This is a genomic window from Pseudomonas sp. SDO524_S393 (genome assembly GCF_054071875.1).
In genome coordinates, this window is the sequence record NZ_JBSVVZ010000035.1 from 36,547 (window position 1) to 57,400 (window position 20,854).

Sequence of the window (20,854 nt, forward strand, 5' to 3'; positions counted from 1 at the left end):
TCCTGCGCCCACGACACGCTTCCCGGAGTTTTCCCATGACGGCCCATGCCGACCTTTCGCCGACCCTTCAACTCGCTATCGATCTGATCCGTCGCCCCTCGGTGACGCCGGTCGACGCCGATTGCCAGAAGCTGATGATGCAGCGCCTGGGCGACGCCGGTTTCAAGCTCGAGCCGATGCGCATCGAGGACGTGGACAACTTCTGGGCCACCCATGGCAAGCATGAAGGCCCGGTGCTGTGCTTCGCCGGCCACACCGACGTGGTCCCGACCGGCCCGGTGCAGGCCTGGCAGAACGACCCGTTCGACGCGTTGATCGACGAGAACGGCATGCTCTGCGGTCGCGGCGCTGCCGACATGAAAGGCAGCCTGGCGGCGATGCTGGTGGCGTCGGAGCGTTTTGTCACCGATTACCCGGACCACAGGGGCTCGGTCGCGTTTCTGATCACCAGTGACGAAGAAGGCCCGGCGCACCACGGCACCAAGGCCGTGATCGAACGCCTGGCCGCGCGCAACGAGCGTCTGGACTGGTGCATCGTCGGCGAACCGTCAAGCACCACACTGGTGGGGGATGTGGTCAAGAACGGCCGCCGTGGTTCCCTCGGCGCCACCTTGACCGTGCGCGGCGTACAAGGCCATGTGGCCTACCCGCACCTGGCGAAGAACCCGATCCACCTGGCCGCGCCGGCCCTGGCGGAGCTTGCCGCCGAGCATTGGGACAATGGCAACGCGTTCTTCCCGCCGACCAGCTTCCAGATCTCCAACCTCAATTCCGGCACCGGCGCGACCAACGTGATCCCAGGTGACCTGACGGCATTGTTCAACTTCCGGTTTTCCACCGAGTCCACCGTCGAAGGCCTGCAACAACGCGTTGCGCAGATCCTCGACAAACACGGCCTGGACTGGCACGTGGAGTGGGCACTGTCGGGCCTGCCGTTCCTCACCGAACCGGGTGCCTTGCTCGACGCGGTGTCGGCCAGCATCAAGGCCATCACCGGTCGCGAGACCCAGGCTTCGACCAGCGGCGGCACATCCGACGGGCGCTTCATCGCGACGCTCGGCACGCAAGTGGTCGAGCTGGGCCCGGTCAACGCAACCATCCATCAGGTCAACGAGCGCATCCTCGCCAGCGACCTGGATGTACTGACCGAAATCTATTACCAGACCCTGATCAAGTTGCTCGCCTGATGCTCGCCTGCCCCCTTTGCAGCGCACCGCTCAACGCGGTGGACAATGGCGTGGCGTGCCCGGCCGGGCACCGTTTCGACCGCGCGCGCCAGGGTTACTTGAACCTGTTGCCGGTGCAGCACAAGAACAGCCGCGACCCGGGCGACAACCTTGCCATGGTCGAGGCGCGCCGTAACTTCCTCAACGCCGGGCACTACGCGCCGGTGGCCAGGCGCCTGGCCGAACTGGCCGCTGAACGCGCGCCGCAGCGCTGGGTGGATATCGGCTGTGGCGAGGGTTACTACACCGCGCAGGTCGCCGAGGCCCTGCCCCATGCCGATGGCTACGCGCTGGATATCTCCAAAGAGGCGGTCAAGCGTGCGTGCAAACGCAACCCGGCGCTGACCTGGTTGATCGCCAGTATGGCCCGCGTGCCGTTGGCCGATGCCAGCTGCCAGTTCCTGGCCAGCGTGTTCAGCCCGCTGGACTGGCAAGAGGCCAAGCGCCTGCTCAGCCCTGGCGGCGGCTTGATGAAAGTCGGCCCGACCCGCGGCCACCTGATGGAATTGCGCGAACGTCTGTATGACGAAGTGCGTGAGTACACCGACGACAAGCACCTGGCCCTGGTGCCGGACGGTATGAGCCTTGCGCACAGCGAGACCCTGACGTTCACGCTGAGCCTGGCCGAGCCTGCGGACCGCGCCAACCTGCTGGCCATGACCCCCCACGGCTGGCGCGCCAGTGCCGAGCGCCGTGCGGCGGTGATCGAACAGGCGCAGCCGCTGCAAGTCACCGTGTCCATGCGCTACGATTATTTCGTGCTTCAATAACCCCTTTTCACGGGCCGTCGAGCCCCAGCGGAATCGCCATGCGCCAACCCGATATCGAGATTTACCTGAAGGACGCCGACGTCGACCACAAGGCCATCACCGCCTGGTTGACCGAAGCGCTCGGCCCTTGCAGCGACTGGCAACAAAAAGGCCAGACCTACAAGTGCAAGGCCGGCAACGTGCCGGTGACCTGGCTGCCAAAAGCCGTCGGCAAATGGAACAGTCTGTACTTGGAAAGCGATCAGACACCGTGGGACGACGACATCGCCTGTGCCCGCGCAGCCTTTGCCGCACTGAACGTCGAAGTGCGCTGCGCGCCGGGCAGTTGGGTCGAGGAAGAAGGTGAGGAAAGCGCCGACACCTGGATCCGCATCAGCGAAGACGGTGAAGAGCAGATCACCTGGAAAACTGCCTGACCCCTGATTTATGAACCCAACCGACTGTGGGAGCTGGCTTGCCTGCGATGCAGACACCTCGGTCTACCAGTAAGACCACAGTGATGCTATCGCAGGCAAGCCAGCTCCCACATTGATCGGGTTATCAGGTCAAGATCGGTCTGGCCTCAAAGCCCCACCACATCCTCCGCCTGCAACCCCTTCTCGCCGCTGACCACGGCGTATTCCACCTGCTGGCCCTCGGCCAGTGAACGGTGGCCCTCGCCGCGAATGGCGCGGTAGTGCACGAACACATCCTTGCCATCGTCGCGCTGGATAAACCCATAGCCCTTTGCATCGTTGAACCACTTCACACTGCCGGTTTCGCGCGTTGCCATCTGTTTTGCTCCCACATGCTTTTTTATTGTTGAGTCAGTCGCATTGAACTGCCGAGTATAAGACAGGCTCAAAAACGATCAACTCAAGTTTACATCGCTGCTTTTTTGCCGATTTTCGGCGAATACGGCACACTACCCGCCCGAGCATCTGCTCGGTTTTTTCCACTTGAAGCAGCACGCCTATGACCCGTTCCCCGTTCCGCCGTCTGGTGTTTGGCACCTTGCGCCGACTGTTGTACCTCTGGGTTCGCTCGGAGACGATCAATCAGTCGTCCCTAACCCTTAACCTCGACCGCAGCCGACCGGTGTTTTACGTCCTGCAATCCCCTTCCATCACCGAGCTGGCCGTGGTCGACGCCGAGTGCACCAAGGCGGGCCTGCCACGGCCGGTGTTGCCGGTCAGTGTGGGCCCGCTGCTGGAGCCCGCGGCGTTCTTCTACCTCACTCCGGACCCGGATTGGCTGGGCCGCCAGGACAAGCGCGGCGCACCGCCGACCTTGACCCGCCTGGTCAACACCCTCAGCGAACATGCCGAAGAGAATGCACAAATCATTCCGGTCAGCGTGTTCTGGGGCCAGTCTCCCGAGAGCGAATCGAGCCCGTGGAAACTGCTGTTCGCCGATAGCTGGGCGGTCACCGGGCGCCTGCGCCGGCTGCTGAGCATCCTGATCCTGGGGCGCAAGACCCGGGTGCAATTCTCCGCGCCTATCAACCTGCGTGAATTGATCGAGCACAATAAAGGTCACGAACGCACGGTGCGCATGGCCCAACGGATCCTTCGGGTGCACTTTCGCAACCTGAAGACCGCCGTGATCGGCCCCGACCTGTCCCACCGGCGCAACCTGGTCAAAGGTCTGGTCAACATGCCACTGGTGCGCCAGGCCATCGCCGACGAAGCCGAGCGGGAAAAGATCAGCCCTGAAAAAGCCAAGGCCCAGGCCCTGCGCTACGGCAACGAGATCGCCTCGGACTACACCTACACCGCGATCCGCTTCCTGGAAGTGGTGCTGAGCTGGTTCTGGAACAAGATCTACGACGGGATCAAGGTCAATAACATCGAGGGTGTGCAAAAGGTTGCCCAGGGTTACGAGATCATTTACGTGCCCTGCCACCGTAGCCATATCGACTACCTGCTGCTCTCGTACCTGCTGTTCAAGAACGGCCTGACCCCGCCGCACATCGCCGCCGGGATCAACCTGAACATGCCGGTGATCGGCAGCCTGCTGCGCCGTGGCGGTGCTTTTTTCATGCGCCGTACGTTCAAGGGCAACCCGCTGTACACCTCGGTGTTCAACGAATACCTGCACACGCTGTTCACCAAGGGTTTTCCGGTGGAGTACTTCGTCGAGGGCGGCCGCTCACGCACCGGGCGCATGCTGCAGCCAAAAACCGGCATGCTGGCGATCACCCTGCGCAGTTTCCTGCGCTCCTCACGCATGCCCATCGTGTTCGTGCCGGTGTACATCGGCTATGAGCGCGTGCTCGAAGGCCGCACCTACCTGGGCGAACTGCGCGGTGCGAGCAAGAAGAAAGAGTCGATCTTCGATATTTTCAAAGTGGTCGGTGCGCTCAAGCAACGCTTTGGCCAGGTCGCCGTCAACTTCGGCGAGCCGATCAAGCTTGCGCAGTTCCTCGACACCGAACAGCCGGACTGGCGCACCCAGGAACTGGGCCCGACCTATAAACCGGCCTGGCTCAACGAAACCACCAACCGCCTCGGCGAGCAGGTGGCGCGCCATTTGAACGAAGCCGCCGCCATAAACCCGGTGAACCTGGTGGCGCTGGCGTTGCTGTCCACCACCCGCCTGGCCCTGGACGAACAGGCCATGGCGCGCCAGCTGGACCTGTACCTGGCGCTGCTGCGCCGTGTGCCGTACTCGCCACACACCACCCTGCCCGAGGGCGACGGCCTGGCGCTGATCAAGCACGTGAAGGACATGGACTTGCTGTCGGAACAGAGCGACGCCCTGGGCAAGATCCTGTACCTGGACGAGCAGAATGCCGTCCTGATGACCTACTACCGCAACAACGTGCTGCACATCTTTGCGCTGCCGGCATTACTGGCGAGTTTCTTCCAGAGCAGCTCGCGCATGAGCCGCGAACAGATCCTGCGCTACACCCGCGCGCTGTACCCCTACCTGCAATCGGAGCTGTTTATCCGCTGGTCGCTGGAGGAACTGGACAGCGTGGTCGACCAGTGGCTGGAGGCCTTTGTCGAACAGGGCCTGCTGCGCTTCGAGAAGGATGTGTACCTGCGCCCGGCGCCGAGTTCACGGCACTTCGTGCTGCTGACCCTGTTGTCCAAGAGCATCGCCCAGACCCTGCAACGCTTCTACATGGCGATCTCGCTGCTGCTCAACAGCGGCCAGAACAGCATCAGCGCCGAAGAGCTGGAAGACCTGTGCACGATCATGGCCCAGCGCCTGTCGATCCTGCATGGTCTCAACGCGCCGGAGTTCTTCGACAAGAGCCTTTTCCGACATTTCATCCAGACCCTGTTGGAGCAAGATGTGCTGCGGCGTGACGAGGCCGGCAAGCTGAGCTACCACGACTTGCTCGGCGAGCTGGCCGAAGGCGCGGCCAAGCGCGTGTTGCCGGCTGAGATTCGCCTGTCGATTCGCCAGGTGGCCCTGCACCGGGTCGATGGCGCAGACCCCGCACCGAGCGAATCCGAGGCCGTCAAACCTGAAGAAAGCCGCTAGATTGAATAGGGTGCCGGCGGGATGCCGGCGCCGCTGAAAAGGAGCTGCACCATGAAAAAGATTATCCTCCTGGGCCTTACCGCCCTGCTCGGAGCCTGCCATTCCATGTCACCCACGCCCAAGGCAAGCCTCGACGGTGAAGTGTTCTACCTGCAACGCATCGCCCTGCCACCCACCGCCACCCTGAGTGTCAGCCTGCTGGACGTGTCCCTGGCCGACGCGCCATCCGTGACCCTGGCCGAGCAGAAAGGCCCGGTCAAAGGCCAGGTGCCGCTACCGTTTCACCTGAGCTACGACCCGGCACAGGTCAAACCGGGCCACAGTTATTCGGTCAGCGCTCGCATCGAACTCGATGGCAAGCTACTGTTTATCACCACTGAACGGCACGCCGTGCAGCTCAACGGCCAGGACCCACAGCCTCTGCGCCTGCGCGTCGATGCTGTAGCCCACTGAATTCGATCATAAGGAAGCGCCCATGCTCCGCAATTCCCTTCGCTTTACCGCCCTGTGCGCCGGCCTGCTGCTGGGCGCCAACGCCATGGCCCTGGACCTTGGCAGCCTGTCCCAGGGCGACGCCTCCGGCGGCCTCAAGGACGCACTGACCCAAGGCGCGCAGATCGCCGTGAAACAGCTGGGGGTTCCCGGCGGTTTCAGCAACAACCCTGAAGTGAAGATCGGCCTGCCCGGCAAGCTCGGCAAAGTGGCCGACAAGCTGAAGATGTTCGGCATGGGTGACCAGGTCACGCAGCTGGAAACCAGCATGAACAAGGCCGCCGAAACCGCAGTGACCCAGGCTCAGCCGATCCTGGTGAACGCGGTGAAAAACATGAGCGTGACCGATGCCAAGGGCATCCTCACCGGTGGCCAGGACTCCGCCACCCAGTACCTGAACAAAAGCAGCCGTGAACAGATCCGCGCCAAGTTCCTGCCGATCGTCAAGGCAGCGACCGACAAGGTCGGTGTCGCCCAGCAATACAATGCCCTGGCCGGCAAGGCTGCGGCCTTTGGTGCGGTAGACGCCAAAAGCGCCAACGTGGAAAGCTACGTGACCGAACAAGCCCTCGACGGCCTGTTCAAGATGATCGCGCAGCAGGAAGAAACCATTCGCAAGAACCCGGCGGCGGCCGCCACCAGCCTGGCGAAAAAGGTATTTGGCGCTCTCTAGGCACTGAGCGTCCCCCTTCAACCACTGCGCCAAAGCCGCTGATCACGGGCTTTGGCGCAGTGGTTTTACGCTACGGCTTTAGCGCCCCATGGGAAACAGAGGCCTGTCGGGCATCGGATACTGGCACACCGGATAGGGATGCTGGTGACCGTGCCCAGGTCTTACAGGCAGGGAATGGCCGAAGGTTGGCTGATTTGAGTATTCCCGTTTCGGCCGTACACTCATTTGTTGCGGGTTCGATGACAAGGTGTTGCCCAGCAACGCCCCGAGAAACGCACCTTTGAATGCCGCAACGTCTGAAAATTTGAACATTCGATACTCCCTAAGATGATTGGAACAGGTTCGAACTGCCCTGGGGCAGAGCCGAGTCCTGTGCCTGTCCATCAGGCACCTCTGAGTGGAGTAAAAAATTCAGACGTTCCCTGTGCGCCGATGCCCGATTGCATCCGCATGTAAGCAGTCAGTGCAACACCGACTCCGCCAGTCGGCCCATCATGAGGGTGGCGAAGCAGCAGATTGCGATGGATGCCGCCCGGTTGATCCGCAGAGGCGTCAGCCAGGCCTTCTGCAGCCTTTCAAAACGGCTGCCCAGCACAATCCAGGCGGACCCCACCGGCACGACCACCAGCGCCAGCGTCGTCATGAACGCGACATACTCCGGCAATGCCACAAAGGTGTTGGCTGGCGCGATGAACGACACGATCAGCAACCCTTTGGGGTTCATCACGGTCATCCAGAAGAAATACCCGCCGGAGAAACGGTCGCGCCCCGGTTCGATGGCGCTGTGCTTGCGCTGCCACAGTTTGAACGAGACATACAGCAGGTAGCAGGCCGCAGCCAGCTGTGTGGCCTTCAACGCCCACGGTGAGTAGGCCGCTAGGTAGAGCAGCGCCACACCCCACACCGACACCTGCAGCACGTAAGCCAGGCATTCGACCAGGGCCAGCGTCCAGGACGCCCGGTACCCGAACAACACCCCGGCCCGAAACAGCAGGGTGTTGGTCGGGCCAGGGGCAAGCAACAGCAAGATCAGGGCTGAAACGGTGGCCAGCATGATTACGCGACGTCCTTCCTCACTCGGAACCACGCAGCATACAGGGCTGGAAGGAACAATAGGGTCAGGGCCGTCGCCACGATCAACCCACCCATGATCGCCACGGCCATCGGCCCGAAGAACACACTGCGCGACAGTGGAATCATCGCCAGCACCGCCGCGAGGGCGGTCAGCACAATCGGCCGGAAACGACGCACGGTGGCCTCGATGATCGCCTGCCACGGTGCCAGCCCGGCCTTGATGTCCTGTTCGATCTGATCCACCAGGATGACCGAGTTGCGCATGATCATCCCGGACAGCGCGATGGTGCCCAGCATGGCAACAAAACCGAACGGCTGACGGAACACCAGCAGGAACAAGGTCACGCCGATCAAGCCCAGCGGTGCCGTGAGAAACACCATGGCGGTGCGCGAGAAACTGCGCAGCTGCAACATCAGCAACGTCAGCACCACCACGATAAACAGCGGCACGCCGGCTTTCACCGAGTTCTGCCCGCGCGCCGAGTCTTCAACCGTACCGCCGACGTCCAATAAGTAACCGTCCGGCAGCTCGGCGCGCACGCCTTCCAGGGTCGGCAGAATCTGCTGGACCAGCGTCGCCGGCTGTTCCTTGCCATAAATATCGGCGCGGATAGTGACCGTAGGCAGACGATTGCGGTGCCAGATGACACCCTCCTCGAAACCGTACTCCAGGGTGGCGATCTGCGACAGCGCCACGCTTTGGCCGTTGTCGGTCGGCACCGCCAGACTCGGCAGCAATGACAGCTCGGTACGCTCATGCACGGTGCCGCGCAGGAGGATTTCGATCAGCTCATTGTCTTCCCGATACTGGCTCACGCTGGAACCGGTCAGGGAGCTTTGCAGGAATTTCGCCAGGCTCGCCGTGCTCACGCCCATGGCGCGTGCGCGGTCCTGGTCGATATTCAGGTAGACGATTTTGCTCGGTTCTTCCCAATCCAGGTGCACGTTGACCACGTGGGCATTTTCGCGAACCTTGGCCGCCACTTTCCGCGCCAGCGCACGCACCTCCTCGATGTGCTCACCGGTCACGCGAAACTGCACCGGGTACCCCACGGGCGGGCCGTTTTCCAGACGCGTGACGCGCGAGCGCAAGTCGGGGAATTGTTCGTTGAGGGTTTCGATCAGCCAGGTGCGCAGGGTTTCGCGCTCTTCGATGGTCTTCGCCAACACCACAAACTGGGCAAAGCTCGCGGCCGGCAACTGCTGGTCGAGAGGCAGGTAGAAACGCGGCGAGCCGGTGCCGACATACGCCACATAGTTATCGATGCCGGCATGCTCCTTGAGCAAGCCCTCCAGGCGCTTGACTTGGTCGGCGGTGTTGCTCAGGGAGGCGCCTTCGGCGAGTTTCAGGTCGACCATCAATTCCAGGCGGCCCGACGCCGGAAAGAACTGTTGCGGTACGAAGCGAAACAGCGCAACCGAGCCGACAAACAACAACAGCGTCAGCATGATCACGGTTTTACGCCGGCGCACGCACCACTCCACCAAACGCCTTACCCGCTGATAGAAAGGGGTGCCGTAGGGATCCGGGCCATCGGCACCGTGCTTGGCTGCATGAATCTTCGCCAGGTCCGGCAGGAGTTTTTCCCCCAGGTACGGCACAAAAACCACGGCGGCGACCCACGATGCCAGCAAGGCGATGGTCACCACCTGGAAGATCGAACGGGTGTATTCACCGGTGCTCGACTGCGCGGTGGCAATCGGCAGGAAGCCGGCGGCGGTGATCAGCGTGCCAGTGAGCATCGGGAACGCTGTGCTGGTCCAGGCGAAACTCGCGGCCTTGAGTCGGTCGTAACCCTGCTCCATTTTGATCGCCATCATTTCCACGGCGATGATCGCGTCGTCCACCAGCAACCCCAGGGCCAACACCAGTGCGCCCAGGGATATCTTGTGCAGGCCGATGCCGAGGTAATACATGGTGGCAAAGGTCATCGCCAGCACCAGCGGAATCGCCAGGGCCACCACCATGCCGGTGCGTACGCCGAGGGAAAAAAAGCTCACCAACAATACGATCGCCAACGCTTCAGCCAGCACGCGGACGAACTCGCCGACACTGGTTTTCACCGCCGCCGGCTGATCCGACACCTTGCGCAGTTCCATGCCCGCCGGAAGGTTCTTCTGCAACCGTGCGAATTCGGTTTCCAGGGCCTTGCCCAGCACCAGGATATCGCCGCCGTCGCGCATGGCCACGGCCAGGCCGATGGCATCGGCCCCCATGTAGCGCATGCGCGGTGCGGGTGGATCGTTGAAGCCACGGTGAATATCGGCCACATCACCGATGCGGAAGGTACGGTCGCCCACGCGAATCGGGAAGCTGCGGATCTCGTCCACGCTCTTGAAGTTGCCCGACACGCGCAGTTGCACGCGCTCGCTCGGGGTTTCAAAAAAGCCCGCGGTAGACACCGCGTTCTGCTCCTGCAAGGCCTGTTGCACCGCGGCCAGCGGCAAGCCCAGGGTGGCAAGCTTGACGTTGGACAGCTCGATCCAGATCTTCTCGTCCTGCAGCCCCAGCAGTTCGACCTTGCCCACATCCGCTACGCGTTGCAGCTGAATCTGGATGCGGTCGGCGTAGTCCTTGAGTACGGCATAGTCAAAACCATCACCGGTCAAGGCGTAGATATTGCCGAAGGTGGTGCCGAACTCATCGTTGAAAAACGGCCCCTGGATATCCGGCGGCAAGGTCTGGCGGATGTCGCTGATTTTCTTGCGCACCTGGTACCACAACTCGGGAATCTGCGCCGAGTGCATCGAGTCCCGCGCCATGAAGGTGACCTGGGACTCGCCGGGCCGCGAGAAGGAGACGATGCGCTCGTAGTCGCCGGTCTCCATGAGTTTTTTCTCGATACGCTCGGTGACCTGGCGCGACACCTCCTGGGCCGTGGCCCCCGGCCAGTTGGTCTTGATCACCATGGCCTTGAAGGTGAACGGCGGGTCTTCGCTCTGCCCCAGCTTGGTGTAGGACAAGGTGCCGACCACCGCCAGCAGAATCATCAGGAACAGTACGATCTGGCGATTGCGCAGCGCCCATTCGGAAAGATTGAAACCCATCGGGGACTACTCCTTGGCCGCCAGATTCACCACACGATTGGCACGGTCCACGGGGCGTACTTGCTGGCCCTCATGCAACACGTGCACACCCGCTGCGATCACCCAGTCCGTGGGCGCGAGGCCTTCCAGCACGGGAACGGTCTTTTCACCGAAAGCGCCGATGCGCACCGGGGTGCGCTTGAGGGTGCTGTCCGGCTGCACGCGCCAGACGTAGGACGCGCCATTCTCCGCACTCAGGGCTGATAACGGCACCGACAGCGGCACCACGCCCTCGGCCTGGATGAAGACGCGGGCGCTCTGGCCCAGTTCCGCCGGGACTTTTGCGCCACTGAACGCTACGCGGGCAGCGAAGGTGCGCGACTTCGGATCCGCTGCCGGCGAGAGTTCGCGAATGCGCCCGGCGAAGCGTTGGTCAGGCTGGCTCCATAGCTCGACCGACACCGGCTGGCCGATCTTGAAGCGACCAAAGCCTTGCTCCGGCAAGCTGATCAGCACTTCGCGCTCGCCATCGGTGGCCAGGGTGAACACGGTCTGGCCGGCAGCGACCACCTGACCGACTTCCACCGCACGCCTGGCCACCACGCCATCCTGGGGCGCGCGCAGCACCGCGTAGCCGGTCTGGTTGCTGGCTACGTCGAATTCGGCCTTGATCTGCTTGAGGCGTGCTTCACCCGCTCGGTAGAGGTTTTCGGAATTGTCGTACTGGGAACGGCTGACCATCTGACGGTCCATCAGGGTCTTGTAGCGATCCCGCTCCGCGCGCACCAGGCTCAGGTTGGCCTCGGCGGCCGCCACCTGGGCGCGGGTGGCCTCCAATTGCAGGCGCACATCCTGGGGGTCCAGTTCAGCCAGCGGCTGGTTGGCCTTGACGCGTTCGCCCTCCTCCACCAGGCGTTTGCTCACCTTGCCAGCGATGCGAAAGGCCAAGTCCGGCTCGTAGCGGGCGCGTACTTCACCGGGGTAACTGTCGGACGACTGCACCGCCGGTTGCGGTTGCACCACCATGGCTGGGCGGACGCTGGTCTGGCTCGTTTCTTCGTGGCCGCAGGCGGACAGGAGGACTACCAGGCTGAGAGGCAACGCAAGAGGCAGGAAAGTGCTGCGCATGCTGAAGGACCTTTCGCAAATGGAGCTAGGAATAATTATACTGGCCAGTATGTTATTAATACCAAACTCACCAGTCCAGTATTAACTGAAAATGTCCGACAATCCTGTAAACACCAATAGCCCCGGGCGTCCCAAGGACATGGCAAAACGCCAGGCGATTCTCGACGCGGCGAAAATCCTGTTCTTGAGTAACGGGTATGCCAATACCAGCATGGACGCTGTGGCGCTGGCGGCCGGCGTGTCGAAACTGACCGTCTACAGCCACTTCACCGACAAGGAAACCTTGTTCACCGCCGCCGTGGTCGCCACGTGCGAGGAACAATTGCCGGTGATGTATTTCGAACTGCCCGTCGACGTTCCGGTGGAGACGGTGCTGCTGAATATCGCGCGCAGATTCCATCGACTGGTCAACAGCGAAGAGTCAGTGAACCTGCATCGCCTGATGATGACCACCGGCAATCAGGACGTGAAGCTGTCACAGATCTTCTTCGAAGCCGGCCCCATGCGCATGCTGCAAGGCATGGAACGCCTGCTCAGCCGCATCGACCAGAGCGGCGCCCTGCGCATCGAAAAACCGTTTACCGCAGCGGAGCACTTCTTTTGCCTGCTCAAGGGCACGGCGAACTTCTGCTTGCTGTATGGCTGCGGCGGGCAACTGAGTGATGAAGCCGCCGAAGCGCATGTGCAGGATGTGGTGGGGTTGTTTATGCGGGCGTATCGGCCCTGAATATTTCATTGCCTGGGCGGACGTCATCGCGGGCAAGCCCGGCTCCCGCGGGGGATTGCATTCCAATATGGGAGCTGGCTTGCCTGCGATAAGGCCCTCAAGACCAGTGAAGAATCAGGGCTTGAGCGCTTTCTTGGGGTAGATGTCATACCGGCTGGACTTGCCGTCCAGGGCATGGCTCGGCTTGGGGCCGTCGATGCACGGCGCCTTGCGCGGGCGCTTGACCACCACCCGGTGGCTGGCCAATGCCAGCGCGGCGGCCAACAGGGCCGGGGCGTCCGGGTCATCGCCGACCAAGGGGCGGAACAGGCGCATTTCCTTCTTCACCAGTGCGGTTTTCTCACGGTGCGGGAACATCGGGTCAAGGTAGATCACCTGGGGTGGCTCGCCTTCCCAGTTGCGCATCACGTCAATGGAGTTGCCCTTGAGCAGCGTCATGCGCGCCACGATCGGCGCCACCTCGAAATCTTCGGCTGCGCGCGCCAGCCCGTCTTCCAACAACGCGCCGATCAACGGCTGACGCTCGATCAGGCTCATTTCGCAGCCCAGGCTGGCCAGCACAAATGCATCCTTGCCCAACCCCGCCGTGGCGTCCAGCACCCGGGGACGCACGCCTTGGGCAATGCCGACAGCCTTGGCGATCATCTGCCCGCTGCCACCGCCGTACAGCCTTCGGTGCGCAGCGCCGCCTTCGACGAAATCCACCCGCACCGGTCCCGGCGCGTCAGGCCCAAGCTGTTGCAGTTGCAAGCCGTGCTCCCCGACTTGCAGGGAAAAGTCGGCATCCGCCAGCTGTAACGGCAAGCCAAGCTGTGCGGCCCACTGCTCGGCACGGGCCTGGAAACCTTCGGCCAATGCCTGGACCTGGATGCGGCTGGCCGCGGGTTGCTCACTCATCAATCGCTACGCTCAAAAATATTAAGGATCGGCAAACTGCGGCCGATAAAAACAACAGTCAGGTATTTTGCCAGAGCTGAGCGTCGACCGAAAAAAATGTCAGACATTCTTCCCCTTACCATCGGCGTATTGCCGACCCACAACCACTACGGCCTGCGCAATACTCAAGCGCTGGCCGGCGTGAGTCATGTGTGGCAGGACTTCTTCGCCCGTGCGCTGGCCGAGCAGTTGGGCGAAGCCCCCGGCGAACTCGCGGTACAGGCGCCTGCACCGGTGGACCCGGCGGTAGAACCCAACGCCGGTGCCGACCTGCTGTCGCAGATCCTGACCCAGCGCGAATGCGACGTGAAAGACACCGAAATCGTGCCGCCCGAGCCGTTGTTCCTGCCCATCGCCGAATTCGAAACCGAGCTGCTGCCACCGGCGGCCACGCCGTTCCCGCCTGAAGAAATCGCCGCCCAACAGCGCCAGCAGAATTTCGAAAGCGGCTGGGTGCGCCCTATCGTGCTCACCGCAGGCCAACCCCTGCCGGAACCCGGCCCGGCGCCGGAACCTTATCCATTGCACCTGCCCATCGCCGAGTTCGAACTGGACCTGCTGCCACCGGCCGCCACGCCCTACTCCAGCGAAGAGTTGGTGGCGCAACAGAAAGCCTTGGACTTCGACTACTACTGGGCGCGTCCGCTGGTCACCCAGAACCTGCGTCTGGACGCTTGAGATTCAGCGACACACCCTGTCCAAGTGGAAATGGTTGCGGTGCGCGGCGTTGTAGTCCGGGCTCAGCATCACATTGAAATCATCGCAGGCACCCTCGCTCAACCCTTGAAGAACTGGTTGGCCTGGCTGAACGGCATCTTGCGCTCGTTGAAGGTGAAAGTGCCCAACGCAGAGATCTCCTGCGCCGCGCGATAAAACTCGCCATAAGCCGCCAGCGCCAACGCCGAACCGACGCTGATACGCCGCACACCCAGGTCGCTCAACTGCGCCACGCTCAGGTTCAAGCCGCCGGACATCAACACGTTCACCGGTTTCGGCGCGACGGCCTTGACCACTGCCAGCACTTCTTCGGCACTGCGCAACCCCGGCGCATACAGCACGTCGGCACCGGCTTCGGCGTAGGCTTGCAAGCGGCGAATGGTGTCAGGCAAATCCAGGCGACCATGCAGGAGGTTTTCCGCACGGGCCGTCAGCATGAACGGGAACGGCAAGCTGCGGGCTGCCGCAACAGCGGCTTCGACACGCTCGACGGACAAGTCGAAGGCATAGATCGGATCAGCCGCACGGCCGCTGGCGTCTTCAATGGAACCGCCAACGAGGCCCACGGCAGCGGCGCTCAGGATGGTCCGGGCACAACCTTCGGGGGTGTCACTGAAGCCGTTTTCCAGATCAGCGGCCACCGGCAGCGCGGTGGCTCGGGCGATGGCGCCGGCATTGTTCAGTGTGTCCTCCAGGGATAGCGCGCCCTCCGCATCGGGCCGCCCGAGGCTGAACGCAAGGCCCGCGCTGGTGGTGGCCAGGGCTTCAAAGCCGAGGCTGGCAAGCATGATGGCGGAACCGGCGTCCCAGGGGTTGGGCATCACGAACGCACGGTCGCGCTCGTGCAGGGCCTTGAAGGTTTCGGCGCGAAGGGTTTGAGCATCCATGACATACTCCTGGCGGGAAAAGGAGCCTTAGAGTAACCCCAGTTGCTGCACTTCGGGCTCTCGATTCAACACGGGCAACGGCGGCAGGCCCGGTAGGCGAGCCATGAGTTGATCGTGAAAACGCAGCGCCAATTGCGCCGCCAGGCGGTTATCCGAGGTGTGCAGGAACACGTAGGGCGTACGGCCCTCTTCGATCCAGCCAGCGATTTTTTCCACCCACGGGATCAGGAACGGGTCGTTGGCTTCCAACTCCGGGTGGCCGATAAAGCGCACTTGGGGAAACTGCGTCAGGGCCGCTGGCCGTGGTGGCACCTTGGGCTTTTTAGCTTGGGCGTGCAGGACGGCGGCTGATGTGGAGGTGCAACTGAACAATGCACGCGGGTCCAGGCAGATGCGCTCCACACCGCGATCACGCAGCAGTCGGTTGAGCATGCGCTCGGCATCGCCCTTGGCGAAGAACTCCGGGTGGCGCACCTCCACGGCCATGGGGCGTTCAAGACCGTCGATAAATCCTGCCAGCTCAGCCAGGCGTTGCGGTGCAAACCCGGCGGAGAGTTGCAACCACAGCGGCGAAACCCGCTCGCCCAGCGGACTCATCAAACCGACAAAACTTTCTGCCGCTGGCAGTTGCTCGCGCAAATCGCCGCCATGGCTGATGTCGCCGGGAAACTTGGCGGTGAAGCGAAAGTCAGCCGGCATGATCTCGGCCCAGCGCTGCACGGTGGCCGCCGACGGGCGAGCATAGAAGGTAGTGTTGCCTTCGACGGCGTTGAAAACCTGGGAATATAACGAGAGGTAGTCGCTGGAACGGGCATCGGCGGGATACAGATATTCACGCCAGGCGTTTTCGCTCCAGGACGGACAACCGAGGTAGTAAGGCAATCGCATCAGATGTGGATGTCGAGGCCCAGCACTTCCATATCCCATTCGACAAAACCGGCGGTGGTCAGGTAGCTGGCCAAGGCGGTGGCGACGCTTTTGCTCATGGAGCGCGGGAAGACCATGTCTTGCTGGCGGGCAGGCAGGCCACTGGTGCGTGCGCTGTGGGCATTCGACTGCGCATCGGCCTGGACTTCGATGAAGTCCGGCGAATCCTCGACGGAATCGTCCACCATGACGTTCGCCTTACGCGGCTTGCGTTTGATGGGGTAGGACTGTGAGGAAAAGCCGTCTATACGCATGGATGCGAACTCGGTATCAGTGATGGCATTTTAATGGCGCAATCCGTAGCGCGCAAATGCTCTGGTGATAACTAGAACACATAATTCGAAAAAGGTTTAAAACGGGGGGCAAATTCTGACGATTGGTGATTTTTGCACCAAATTGCCATCATTTTTGGCGTCAAATAATCCCGCGTTCCGCCTTGGTCTGCGCGACTTTATCGCGCAGGTAAACCGGTGCAGCCTGGTCGGCTGCAATCGCCTCGCCGCGCGCGAAGGCAAAGCGCGCCAGGGTCAACAAGTCTTCAGCGTGGGGCAACATCGCCGCATCCTGACCCACCAACGGCACCGCGATGCGTTCACCATAACCCCAGCCGGTGCCCGCGCCGAACCAGCCGCCGCTGGCATCGGCAGGCAACGCCGATGCCTGCGGCGGCTGCACAGCTTCCTCGCCGACCAGGCGCATCTCGCCTGCCACTTCGCGGTAGCAACCCCAATAGACTTCATCCATGCGTGCATCGATGGCCGCGGCGACCTGGTGGGCACCGTGCTCGCGCAGCGCGCGCTGGGCCAGCATGGCGAGATTGGAGATCGGCAACACCGGGCGCTCCAGGGCAAAGGCCAGGCCCTGCACCACGCCAATGGCGATGCGCACACCGGTAAAGGCGCCCGGACCACGGCCAAATGCGATGGCATCGACCGCCGCCAGGGTGGTGCCGGCGTCCTGCAACAGCTGCTTGATCATCGGCAACAGCTTTTGCGCATGCAGGCGCGGGATCACCTCGTAGTGACTCGTAACCTTGCCATCGTGCAGCAAGGCAACGGAACAAGCTTCAGTCGCGGTGTCCAGGGCCAGCAGGGTGCTCATCGGTGTAGGTGTCCAAGTCGAAAAAAAGTGCGCCAGTATAAACAACAACGGCCCGCAAGCGGGCCGTTATCCGTGAAGCCAGTCGAGGGATCAGCTCAGTGCTTGCAGCACTTTGGCGGTGATCGCTTCCACCGAGCCGACGCCAGGAATGTGGCTGTACTTCGGCTTGCCCTGGGCGGCGGACAGCTTCTGGTAGAAGTCCACCAGCGGCTTGGTCTGGGAATGGTAGACCGACAGGCGATGACGCACGGTTTCTTCGGTATCGTCCTTGCGCTGCACCAGGTCTTCGCCGGTCACATCGTCCTTGCCTTCAACCTTTGGCGGGTTGTAGACGGTGTGGTACACGCGGCCGGAGGCTTCGTGAACACGGCGGCCCGCGATACGCTGCACGATTTCTTCGTCTTCAACTGCGATTTCAACCACGGCGTCCAGCTCGACGCCGGCGGTCACCAGGGCTTCAGCCTGGGGAATGGTGCGCGGGAAGCCGTCGAACAGGAAGCCGTTGGCGCAATCCGGCTGCGCGATACGGTCCTGGACCAGGGCGATGATCAGGTCATCGGAAACCAGGCCACCGGCATCCATGATGCTCTTGGCTTTGACGCCCAGCTCGGTGCCTGCTTTTACCGCAGCGCGCAGCATGTCGCCGGTGGAGATTTGTGGAATGCCGAATTTTTCAGTGATGAACTTTGCCTGAGTACCTTTACCGGCCCCGGGAGCTCCCAGCAGAATGACGCGCATCGATGTGCTCCTCAATTTTTTATAGAGATGACGCTCGGATTCGCCGCGTGGGGCCAATCTCGGAAATTTTGGGTCCAGGCCGCACAAACGGCCAAAGGCTGATCAAGATACACAGCAGGCCCTAACCACACAAGCCGCCGAAAGTCGCAGTTCCCCGCGTCGTGCCTGCCTCTCGAGTCGGCTATGCCCAGGCGCAACCCGCTCGCAAAAACGCAGGTCGTCCGTTTCCGGGCGACCTGCGGGGTTGATCTGCAAGCCCTTGAGAATGCGAAAGAAACCCTAGCCGGTGTTGCGCAAACCGGCGGCGATACCGGCCACAGACACCAGCAGCGCCTGTTCCAGAGGGCTGTCCTGCGCGGCTTCCTGGCGACGGGAACGCGCCAGCAGTTCTGCCTGCAACAGGTGCAACGGGTCGAGGTAGGTGTTGCGCAGGCTGATGAACTCCAGGGTCTCGGGGCTATGGGCCAGCAGCTGCGACTGGCCGGTCAGGCCAAGTACCACGTCGCACGCCTGCGACAATAGGTCGCGTAAGTGCGCACCCAATGGCAACAGGTCCGGCTGCACCAGACGCTCGTCATACAGCAGCGCGATATCCGCATCGGCCTTGGCCAGCACCATTTCCAGCATATCGATGCGTGTACGGAAGAACGGCCACTGCTCGCGCATCTGCCCCAGCAACTCGCCTTCGCCACGGGCCAGGGCCTTGCTCAACGCCGCTTCCCAGCCGAGCCAGGCGGGCAGCATCAGGCGGGTCTGGGTCCAGCCGAAAATCCACGGAATGGCACGCAGGCTTTCGATGCCACCCGCACGACGCTTGGCCGGACGACTGCCCAAGGGCAGGCGCCCCAGTTCCTGCTCCGGGGTGGACTGGCGGAAGTACTCGACAAACTGCGGATGCTCGCGCACCACGGCACGATAGGCGCTCACCCCATCCGCCGCCAACTCGTCCATCAGGTGACGCCAGGCCGGCTCCGGTGGCGGCGGTGGCAACAGAGTCGCCTCCAATACAGCGGCAAGGTAAAGGTTGAGGTTCTGCTCGGCGATGTCCGGCAGGCCGAACTTGAAGCGGATCATCTCGCCCTGTTCAGTGGTGCGGAAACGCCCCGCCACCGAACCCGGAGGTTGCGACAGGATCGCCGCATGCGCCGGGCCACCGCCACGGCCTACGGTGCCACCACGGCCATGGAACAACAGCAATTCCACCTGTTGCTCGCGGCAGATATCCACCAGCCGTTCCTGGGCGCGGTACTGTGCCCAGGCCGCTGCAGTGGTGCCGGCATCCTTGGCCGAGTCCGAATAGCCGATCATCACTTCCTGCGGGCCTTGCAACCGCGCGCGGTAGCCCGGCAGCAGCAACAACTGTTCGATCACCGGACCGGCGTTATCCAGGTCGGCCAGGGTTTCGAAGAGCGGCACCACACGCATCGGCCGCTGCACGCCCGACTCCTTGAGCAGCAGTTGCACCGCCAGCACATCCGACGCTGCACCCGCCATGGAGATGACATAGGAGCCCAGGGAGGCCGCCGGCGCTGCGGCGATTTCCTTACAGGTGTCGAGCACTTCGGCGGTGTCCGCCGAGGGTTTGAAATAGCCCGGCAACAACGGTCGGCGGTTTGCCAACTCGTCCATCAGAAAGCGGATGCGCGCGTCTTCGTCCCAGTCCTCGTAGCGACCCAGGCCCAGGTAATCGGTGATCTCGGTCATGGCCGCGCAATGGCGGGTGGAGTCCTGACGCACATCCAGGCGCACCAGGAACAGGCCGAACGTCACCGCGCGACGCAGACAATCGAGCAACGGGCCGTCGGCGATCACCCCCATGCCGCATTCATGCAGCGACTGGTAGCACAGCTCCAGCGGTTCGAGCAGGTCACGGTTGTCTTGCAGTACCTCGACCGGTGCCGGTGTACTGCTGCTCAACGCGGTGTGCGCCCACTGGCGCGTGGCGCGCAAGCGTTCGCGCAGTTGCTTGAGCAAGGCGCGATAAGGCTCGACGCTGTCCCCCACCCGCGCCTGCAACGCCGGGCTGGCTTGCTGCATCGACAGTTCCGAGGCGAGGTGGTCGACGTCGCGCAGGTACAGGTCAGCCGCCATCCAGCGCGCCAGCAGCAGCACTTCGCGGGTGACCGGCGCCGTCACGTTCGGGTTGCCGTCACGGTCGCCGCCCATCCACGAAGCAAAGCGGATCGGTGCCGCTTCCAGAGGCAGATGCAGCCCGGTGGCGGCGTGCAGCGCCTGGTCGGCCTTGCGCAAATAATTGGGCACGGCGTGCCACAGCGAATGCTCGATCACCGCAAAGCCCCATTTGGCTTCGTCCACAGGGGTAGGCCGGGTGCGGCGGATTTCTTCGGTGTGCCAGGCTTCGGCGATCAGGCGTTGCAGGCGCTGGCGAATCTGTTCGCGCTCGGCCTGGGTGAGGTCACGGTGATCCTGCAGCGCCAACTGCGCGGCAATCGCATCGTATTTCTGGATCAGGGTGCGCCGCGCCACTTCGGTGGGGTGGGCGGTGAGGACCAGCTCGATCTCAAGGCGCCCCAACTGACGGGCGAGGGATTCGTCGCTATGACCTTCGCCTTGCAGCCGGGCCAGCAGCTCAGGCAAAACGCGGGACTCGAACGGCGCAGGTTGCGATTCATCCCGCCGATGGATCAACTGATACTGCTCGGCAATGTTGGCGAGGTTCAGGAACTGGTTGAACGCCCGGGCGACCGGTAGCAGTTCATCCTCTTGCAACTGATTGAGGCTGGCACTCAGTTCGTCGCCAGCGCCGCGCCGGTCCGCCTTGGCGCCTTTACGGATCTGCTCGATCTTGTCGAGAAATTCATCGCCGTACTGCTCTCGAATGGTGTTGCCCAACAGCTCACCCAGCAGGTGAACATCCTCACGCAAGCGTGCATCGATATCACTCATCAGCCAATCTCCAGCCAGAAATCCGGGACGCGCAAGTGTTGCAGAGTGCC

19 protein-coding genes and 1 pseudogene are annotated in these 20,854 nt (G+C 62.6%); 8 read left to right on the forward strand and 12 right to left on the reverse strand.

Annotated features, from left to right (window positions below; genetic code table 11):
- Window positions 1–35: 35 nt before the first annotated feature.
- Genes dapE through ACW9IB_RS16770 form a run of 3 tightly spaced genes read left to right on the forward strand, consistent with a single transcriptional unit; the run spans window position 36 to window position 2,412 of the window.
- Window positions 36–1,187 carry a succinyl-diaminopimelate desuccinylase gene (dapE, locus tag ACW9IB_RS16760; RefSeq protein ID WP_457414531.1) on the forward strand — a complete coding sequence of 384 codons (1,152 nt, stop codon included), beginning with the start codon at window positions 36–38 and terminating at the stop codon, window positions 1,185–1,187.
- Window positions 1,187–1,996 (forward strand): putative RNA methyltransferase, encoded by an 810-nt coding sequence (locus ACW9IB_RS16765; RefSeq protein ID WP_457364963.1) that lies wholly within the window; start codon window positions 1,187–1,189, stop codon window positions 1,994–1,996. Before dapE ends, ACW9IB_RS16765 begins: the two co-directional genes overlap by 1 nt.
- A 38-nt stretch (window positions 1,997–2,034) precedes the next feature.
- Window positions 2,035–2,412: a hypothetical protein gene (locus ACW9IB_RS16770; protein ID WP_457364964.1), complete on the forward strand. Its 378-nt coding sequence runs from the start codon at window positions 2,035–2,037 to the stop codon at window positions 2,410–2,412.
- Window positions 2,413–2,558: 146 nt separating this feature from the next.
- Here ACW9IB_RS16770 and ACW9IB_RS16775 read toward each other — a convergent pair whose 3' ends face one another.
- Window positions 2,559–2,768 (reverse strand): cold-shock protein, encoded by a 210-nt coding sequence (locus tag ACW9IB_RS16775; RefSeq protein WP_457364965.1) that lies wholly within the window; start codon window positions 2,766–2,768, stop codon window positions 2,559–2,561.
- Between the two features lie 182 nt (window positions 2,769–2,950).
- Here ACW9IB_RS16775 and plsB point away from each other — a divergent pair, with 182 nt between their 5' ends.
- The 3 genes from plsB to ACW9IB_RS16790 are packed head-to-tail and all read left to right on the forward strand — an operon-like array spanning window position 2,951 to window position 6,635.
- Window positions 2,951–5,470, forward strand: a complete 2,520-nt coding sequence (gene plsB / locus ACW9IB_RS16780; RefSeq protein ID WP_457414532.1) for a glycerol-3-phosphate 1-O-acyltransferase PlsB — start codon at window positions 2,951–2,953, stop codon at window positions 5,468–5,470.
- A 51-nt stretch (window positions 5,471–5,521) separates the two neighbouring features.
- Window positions 5,522–5,923, forward strand: coding sequence for a YbaY family lipoprotein (locus ACW9IB_RS16785; protein ID WP_457364967.1), 402 nt, complete (start codon window positions 5,522–5,524; stop codon window positions 5,921–5,923).
- Between the two features lie 22 nt (window positions 5,924–5,945).
- Window positions 5,946–6,635, forward strand: coding sequence for a DUF4197 domain-containing protein (locus ACW9IB_RS16790; RefSeq protein WP_457364968.1), 690 nt, complete (start codon window positions 5,946–5,948; stop codon window positions 6,633–6,635).
- Window positions 6,636–7,095: 460 nt separating this feature from the next.
- Here ACW9IB_RS16790 and ACW9IB_RS16795 read toward each other — a convergent pair whose 3' ends face one another.
- Genes ACW9IB_RS16795 through ACW9IB_RS16805 form a run of 3 tightly spaced genes read right to left on the reverse strand, consistent with a single transcriptional unit; the run spans window position 7,096 to window position 11,864 of the window.
- The gene (locus ACW9IB_RS16795) at window positions 7,096–7,689 is read right to left on the reverse strand and encodes a LysE family translocator (RefSeq protein WP_457414534.1); all 594 of its coding nucleotides are present in this window, start codon (window positions 7,687–7,689) and stop codon (window positions 7,096–7,098) included.
- Window positions 7,690–7,691: 2 nt separating this feature from the next.
- On the reverse strand, window positions 7,692–10,757 hold the full coding sequence (locus tag ACW9IB_RS16800; RefSeq protein ID WP_457364970.1) for an efflux RND transporter permease subunit: 3,066 nt from the start codon (window positions 10,755–10,757) through the stop codon (window positions 7,692–7,694).
- Window positions 10,758–10,763: 6 nt separating this feature from the next.
- The gene (locus ACW9IB_RS16805; RefSeq protein ID WP_457364971.1) at window positions 10,764–11,864 is read right to left on the reverse strand and encodes an efflux RND transporter periplasmic adaptor subunit; all 1,101 of its coding nucleotides are present in this window, start codon (window positions 11,862–11,864) and stop codon (window positions 10,764–10,766) included.
- A 91-nt stretch (window positions 11,865–11,955) separates the two neighbouring features.
- Between ACW9IB_RS16805 and ACW9IB_RS16810 the strand changes: the two genes are divergently transcribed.
- Complete coding sequence (locus ACW9IB_RS16810; RefSeq protein ID WP_457414536.1) at window positions 11,956–12,591, forward strand: TetR/AcrR family transcriptional regulator; 636 nt, start codon at window positions 11,956–11,958, stop codon at window positions 12,589–12,591.
- 114 nt (window positions 12,592–12,705) lie between these two features.
- Here ACW9IB_RS16810 and ACW9IB_RS16815 read toward each other — a convergent pair whose 3' ends face one another.
- Window positions 12,706–13,488, reverse strand: coding sequence for a class I SAM-dependent methyltransferase (locus ACW9IB_RS16815; protein WP_457414538.1), 783 nt, complete (start codon window positions 13,486–13,488; stop codon window positions 12,706–12,708).
- Window positions 13,489–13,584: 96 nt separating this feature from the next.
- Here ACW9IB_RS16815 and ACW9IB_RS16820 point away from each other — a divergent pair, with 96 nt between their 5' ends.
- Window positions 13,585–14,205 carry an energy transducer TonB gene (locus ACW9IB_RS16820; protein WP_457414540.1) on the forward strand — a complete coding sequence of 207 codons (621 nt, stop codon included), beginning with the start codon at window positions 13,585–13,587 and terminating at the stop codon, window positions 14,203–14,205.
- A gap of 3 nt (window positions 14,206–14,208) precedes the next feature.
- On the opposite strand, the pseudogene ACW9IB_RS16825 reads toward ACW9IB_RS16820, so the two are convergent.
- The 7 genes and pseudogenes from ACW9IB_RS16825 to ppc form a co-directional block, all read right to left on the reverse strand.
- Window positions 14,209–14,301: pseudogene (locus tag ACW9IB_RS16825) on the reverse strand (extensin family protein); the annotation flags it as partial.
- Window positions 14,302–14,303: 2 nt separating this feature from the next.
- On the reverse strand, window positions 14,304–15,131 hold the full coding sequence (locus tag ACW9IB_RS16830; protein ID WP_457414541.1) for an isocitrate lyase/PEP mutase family protein: 828 nt from the start codon (window positions 15,129–15,131) through the stop codon (window positions 14,304–14,306).
- 27 nt (window positions 15,132–15,158) lie between these two features.
- Window positions 15,159–16,019 carry a DUF72 domain-containing protein gene (locus tag ACW9IB_RS16835; protein ID WP_457414543.1) on the reverse strand — a complete coding sequence of 287 codons (861 nt, stop codon included), beginning with the start codon at window positions 16,017–16,019 and terminating at the stop codon, window positions 15,159–15,161.
- Window positions 16,019–16,312 (reverse strand): hypothetical protein, encoded by a 294-nt coding sequence (locus tag ACW9IB_RS16840; protein ID WP_457364977.1) that lies wholly within the window; start codon window positions 16,310–16,312, stop codon window positions 16,019–16,021. The genes ACW9IB_RS16835 and ACW9IB_RS16840 overlap by 1 nt, the downstream gene beginning before the upstream one ends.
- A gap of 160 nt (window positions 16,313–16,472) precedes the next feature.
- Complete coding sequence (gene tsaB, locus ACW9IB_RS16845) at window positions 16,473–17,159, reverse strand: tRNA (adenosine(37)-N6)-threonylcarbamoyltransferase complex dimerization subunit type 1 TsaB (protein ID WP_457414544.1); 687 nt, start codon at window positions 17,157–17,159, stop codon at window positions 16,473–16,475.
- A 90-nt stretch (window positions 17,160–17,249) separates the two neighbouring features.
- Window positions 17,250–17,897, reverse strand: a complete 648-nt coding sequence (adk, locus tag ACW9IB_RS16850; protein ID WP_457364979.1) for an adenylate kinase — start codon at window positions 17,895–17,897, stop codon at window positions 17,250–17,252.
- Between the two features lie 279 nt (window positions 17,898–18,176).
- Complete coding sequence (gene ppc / locus ACW9IB_RS16855) at window positions 18,177–20,804, reverse strand: phosphoenolpyruvate carboxylase (RefSeq protein ID WP_457414546.1); 2,628 nt, start codon at window positions 20,802–20,804, stop codon at window positions 18,177–18,179.
- Window positions 20,805–20,854 lie beyond the last annotated feature (50 nt).

Coding starts and splice junctions, on each gene's coding strand:
- ACW9IB_RS16765 (WP_457364963.1), top strand. CDS start 1,187: ATGCTCGCCTGCCCCCTTTGCAGCGCACCGCTCAACGCGGTGGACAAT.
- ACW9IB_RS16830 (WP_457414541.1), bottom strand. CDS start 15,131: ATGGATGCTCAAACCCTTCGCGCCGAAACCTTCAAGGCCCTGCACGAG.
- ACW9IB_RS16790 (WP_457364968.1), top strand. CDS start 5,946: ATGCTCCGCAATTCCCTTCGCTTTACCGCCCTGTGCGCCGGCCTGCTG.
- ppc (WP_457414546.1), bottom strand. CDS start 20,804: ATGAGTGATATCGATGCACGCTTGCGTGAGGATGTTCACCTGCTGGGT.
- ACW9IB_RS16785 (WP_457364967.1), top strand. CDS start 5,522: ATGAAAAAGATTATCCTCCTGGGCCTTACCGCCCTGCTCGGAGCCTGC.
- ACW9IB_RS16840 (WP_457364977.1), bottom strand. CDS start 16,312: ATGCGTATAGACGGCTTTTCCTCACAGTCCTACCCCATCAAACGCAAG.
- ACW9IB_RS16810 (WP_457414536.1), top strand. CDS start 11,956: ATGTCCGACAATCCTGTAAACACCAATAGCCCCGGGCGTCCCAAGGAC.
- plsB (WP_457414532.1), top strand. CDS start 2,951: ATGACCCGTTCCCCGTTCCGCCGTCTGGTGTTTGGCACCTTGCGCCGA.
- ACW9IB_RS16775 (WP_457364965.1), bottom strand. CDS start 2,768: ATGGCAACGCGCGAAACCGGCAGTGTGAAGTGGTTCAACGATGCAAAG.
- ACW9IB_RS16795 (WP_457414534.1), bottom strand. CDS start 7,689: ATGCTGGCCACCGTTTCAGCCCTGATCTTGCTGTTGCTTGCCCCTGGC.
- tsaB (WP_457414544.1), bottom strand. CDS start 17,159: ATGAGCACCCTGCTGGCCCTGGACACCGCGACTGAAGCTTGTTCCGTT.
- ACW9IB_RS16805 (WP_457364971.1), bottom strand. CDS start 11,864: ATGCGCAGCACTTTCCTGCCTCTTGCGTTGCCTCTCAGCCTGGTAGTC.
- ACW9IB_RS16800 (WP_457364970.1), bottom strand. CDS start 10,757: ATGGGTTTCAATCTTTCCGAATGGGCGCTGCGCAATCGCCAGATCGTA.
- ACW9IB_RS16835 (WP_457414543.1), bottom strand. CDS start 16,019: ATGCGATTGCCTTACTACCTCGGTTGTCCGTCCTGGAGCGAAAACGCC.
- adk (WP_457364979.1), bottom strand. CDS start 17,897: ATGCGCGTCATTCTGCTGGGAGCTCCCGGGGCCGGTAAAGGTACTCAG.
- dapE (WP_457414531.1), top strand. CDS start 36: ATGACGGCCCATGCCGACCTTTCGCCGACCCTTCAACTCGCTATCGAT.
- ACW9IB_RS16820 (WP_457414540.1), top strand. CDS start 13,585: ATGTCAGACATTCTTCCCCTTACCATCGGCGTATTGCCGACCCACAAC.
- ACW9IB_RS16770 (WP_457364964.1), top strand. CDS start 2,035: ATGCGCCAACCCGATATCGAGATTTACCTGAAGGACGCCGACGTCGAC.
- ACW9IB_RS16815 (WP_457414538.1), bottom strand. CDS start 13,488: ATGAGTGAGCAACCCGCGGCCAGCCGCATCCAGGTCCAGGCATTGGCC.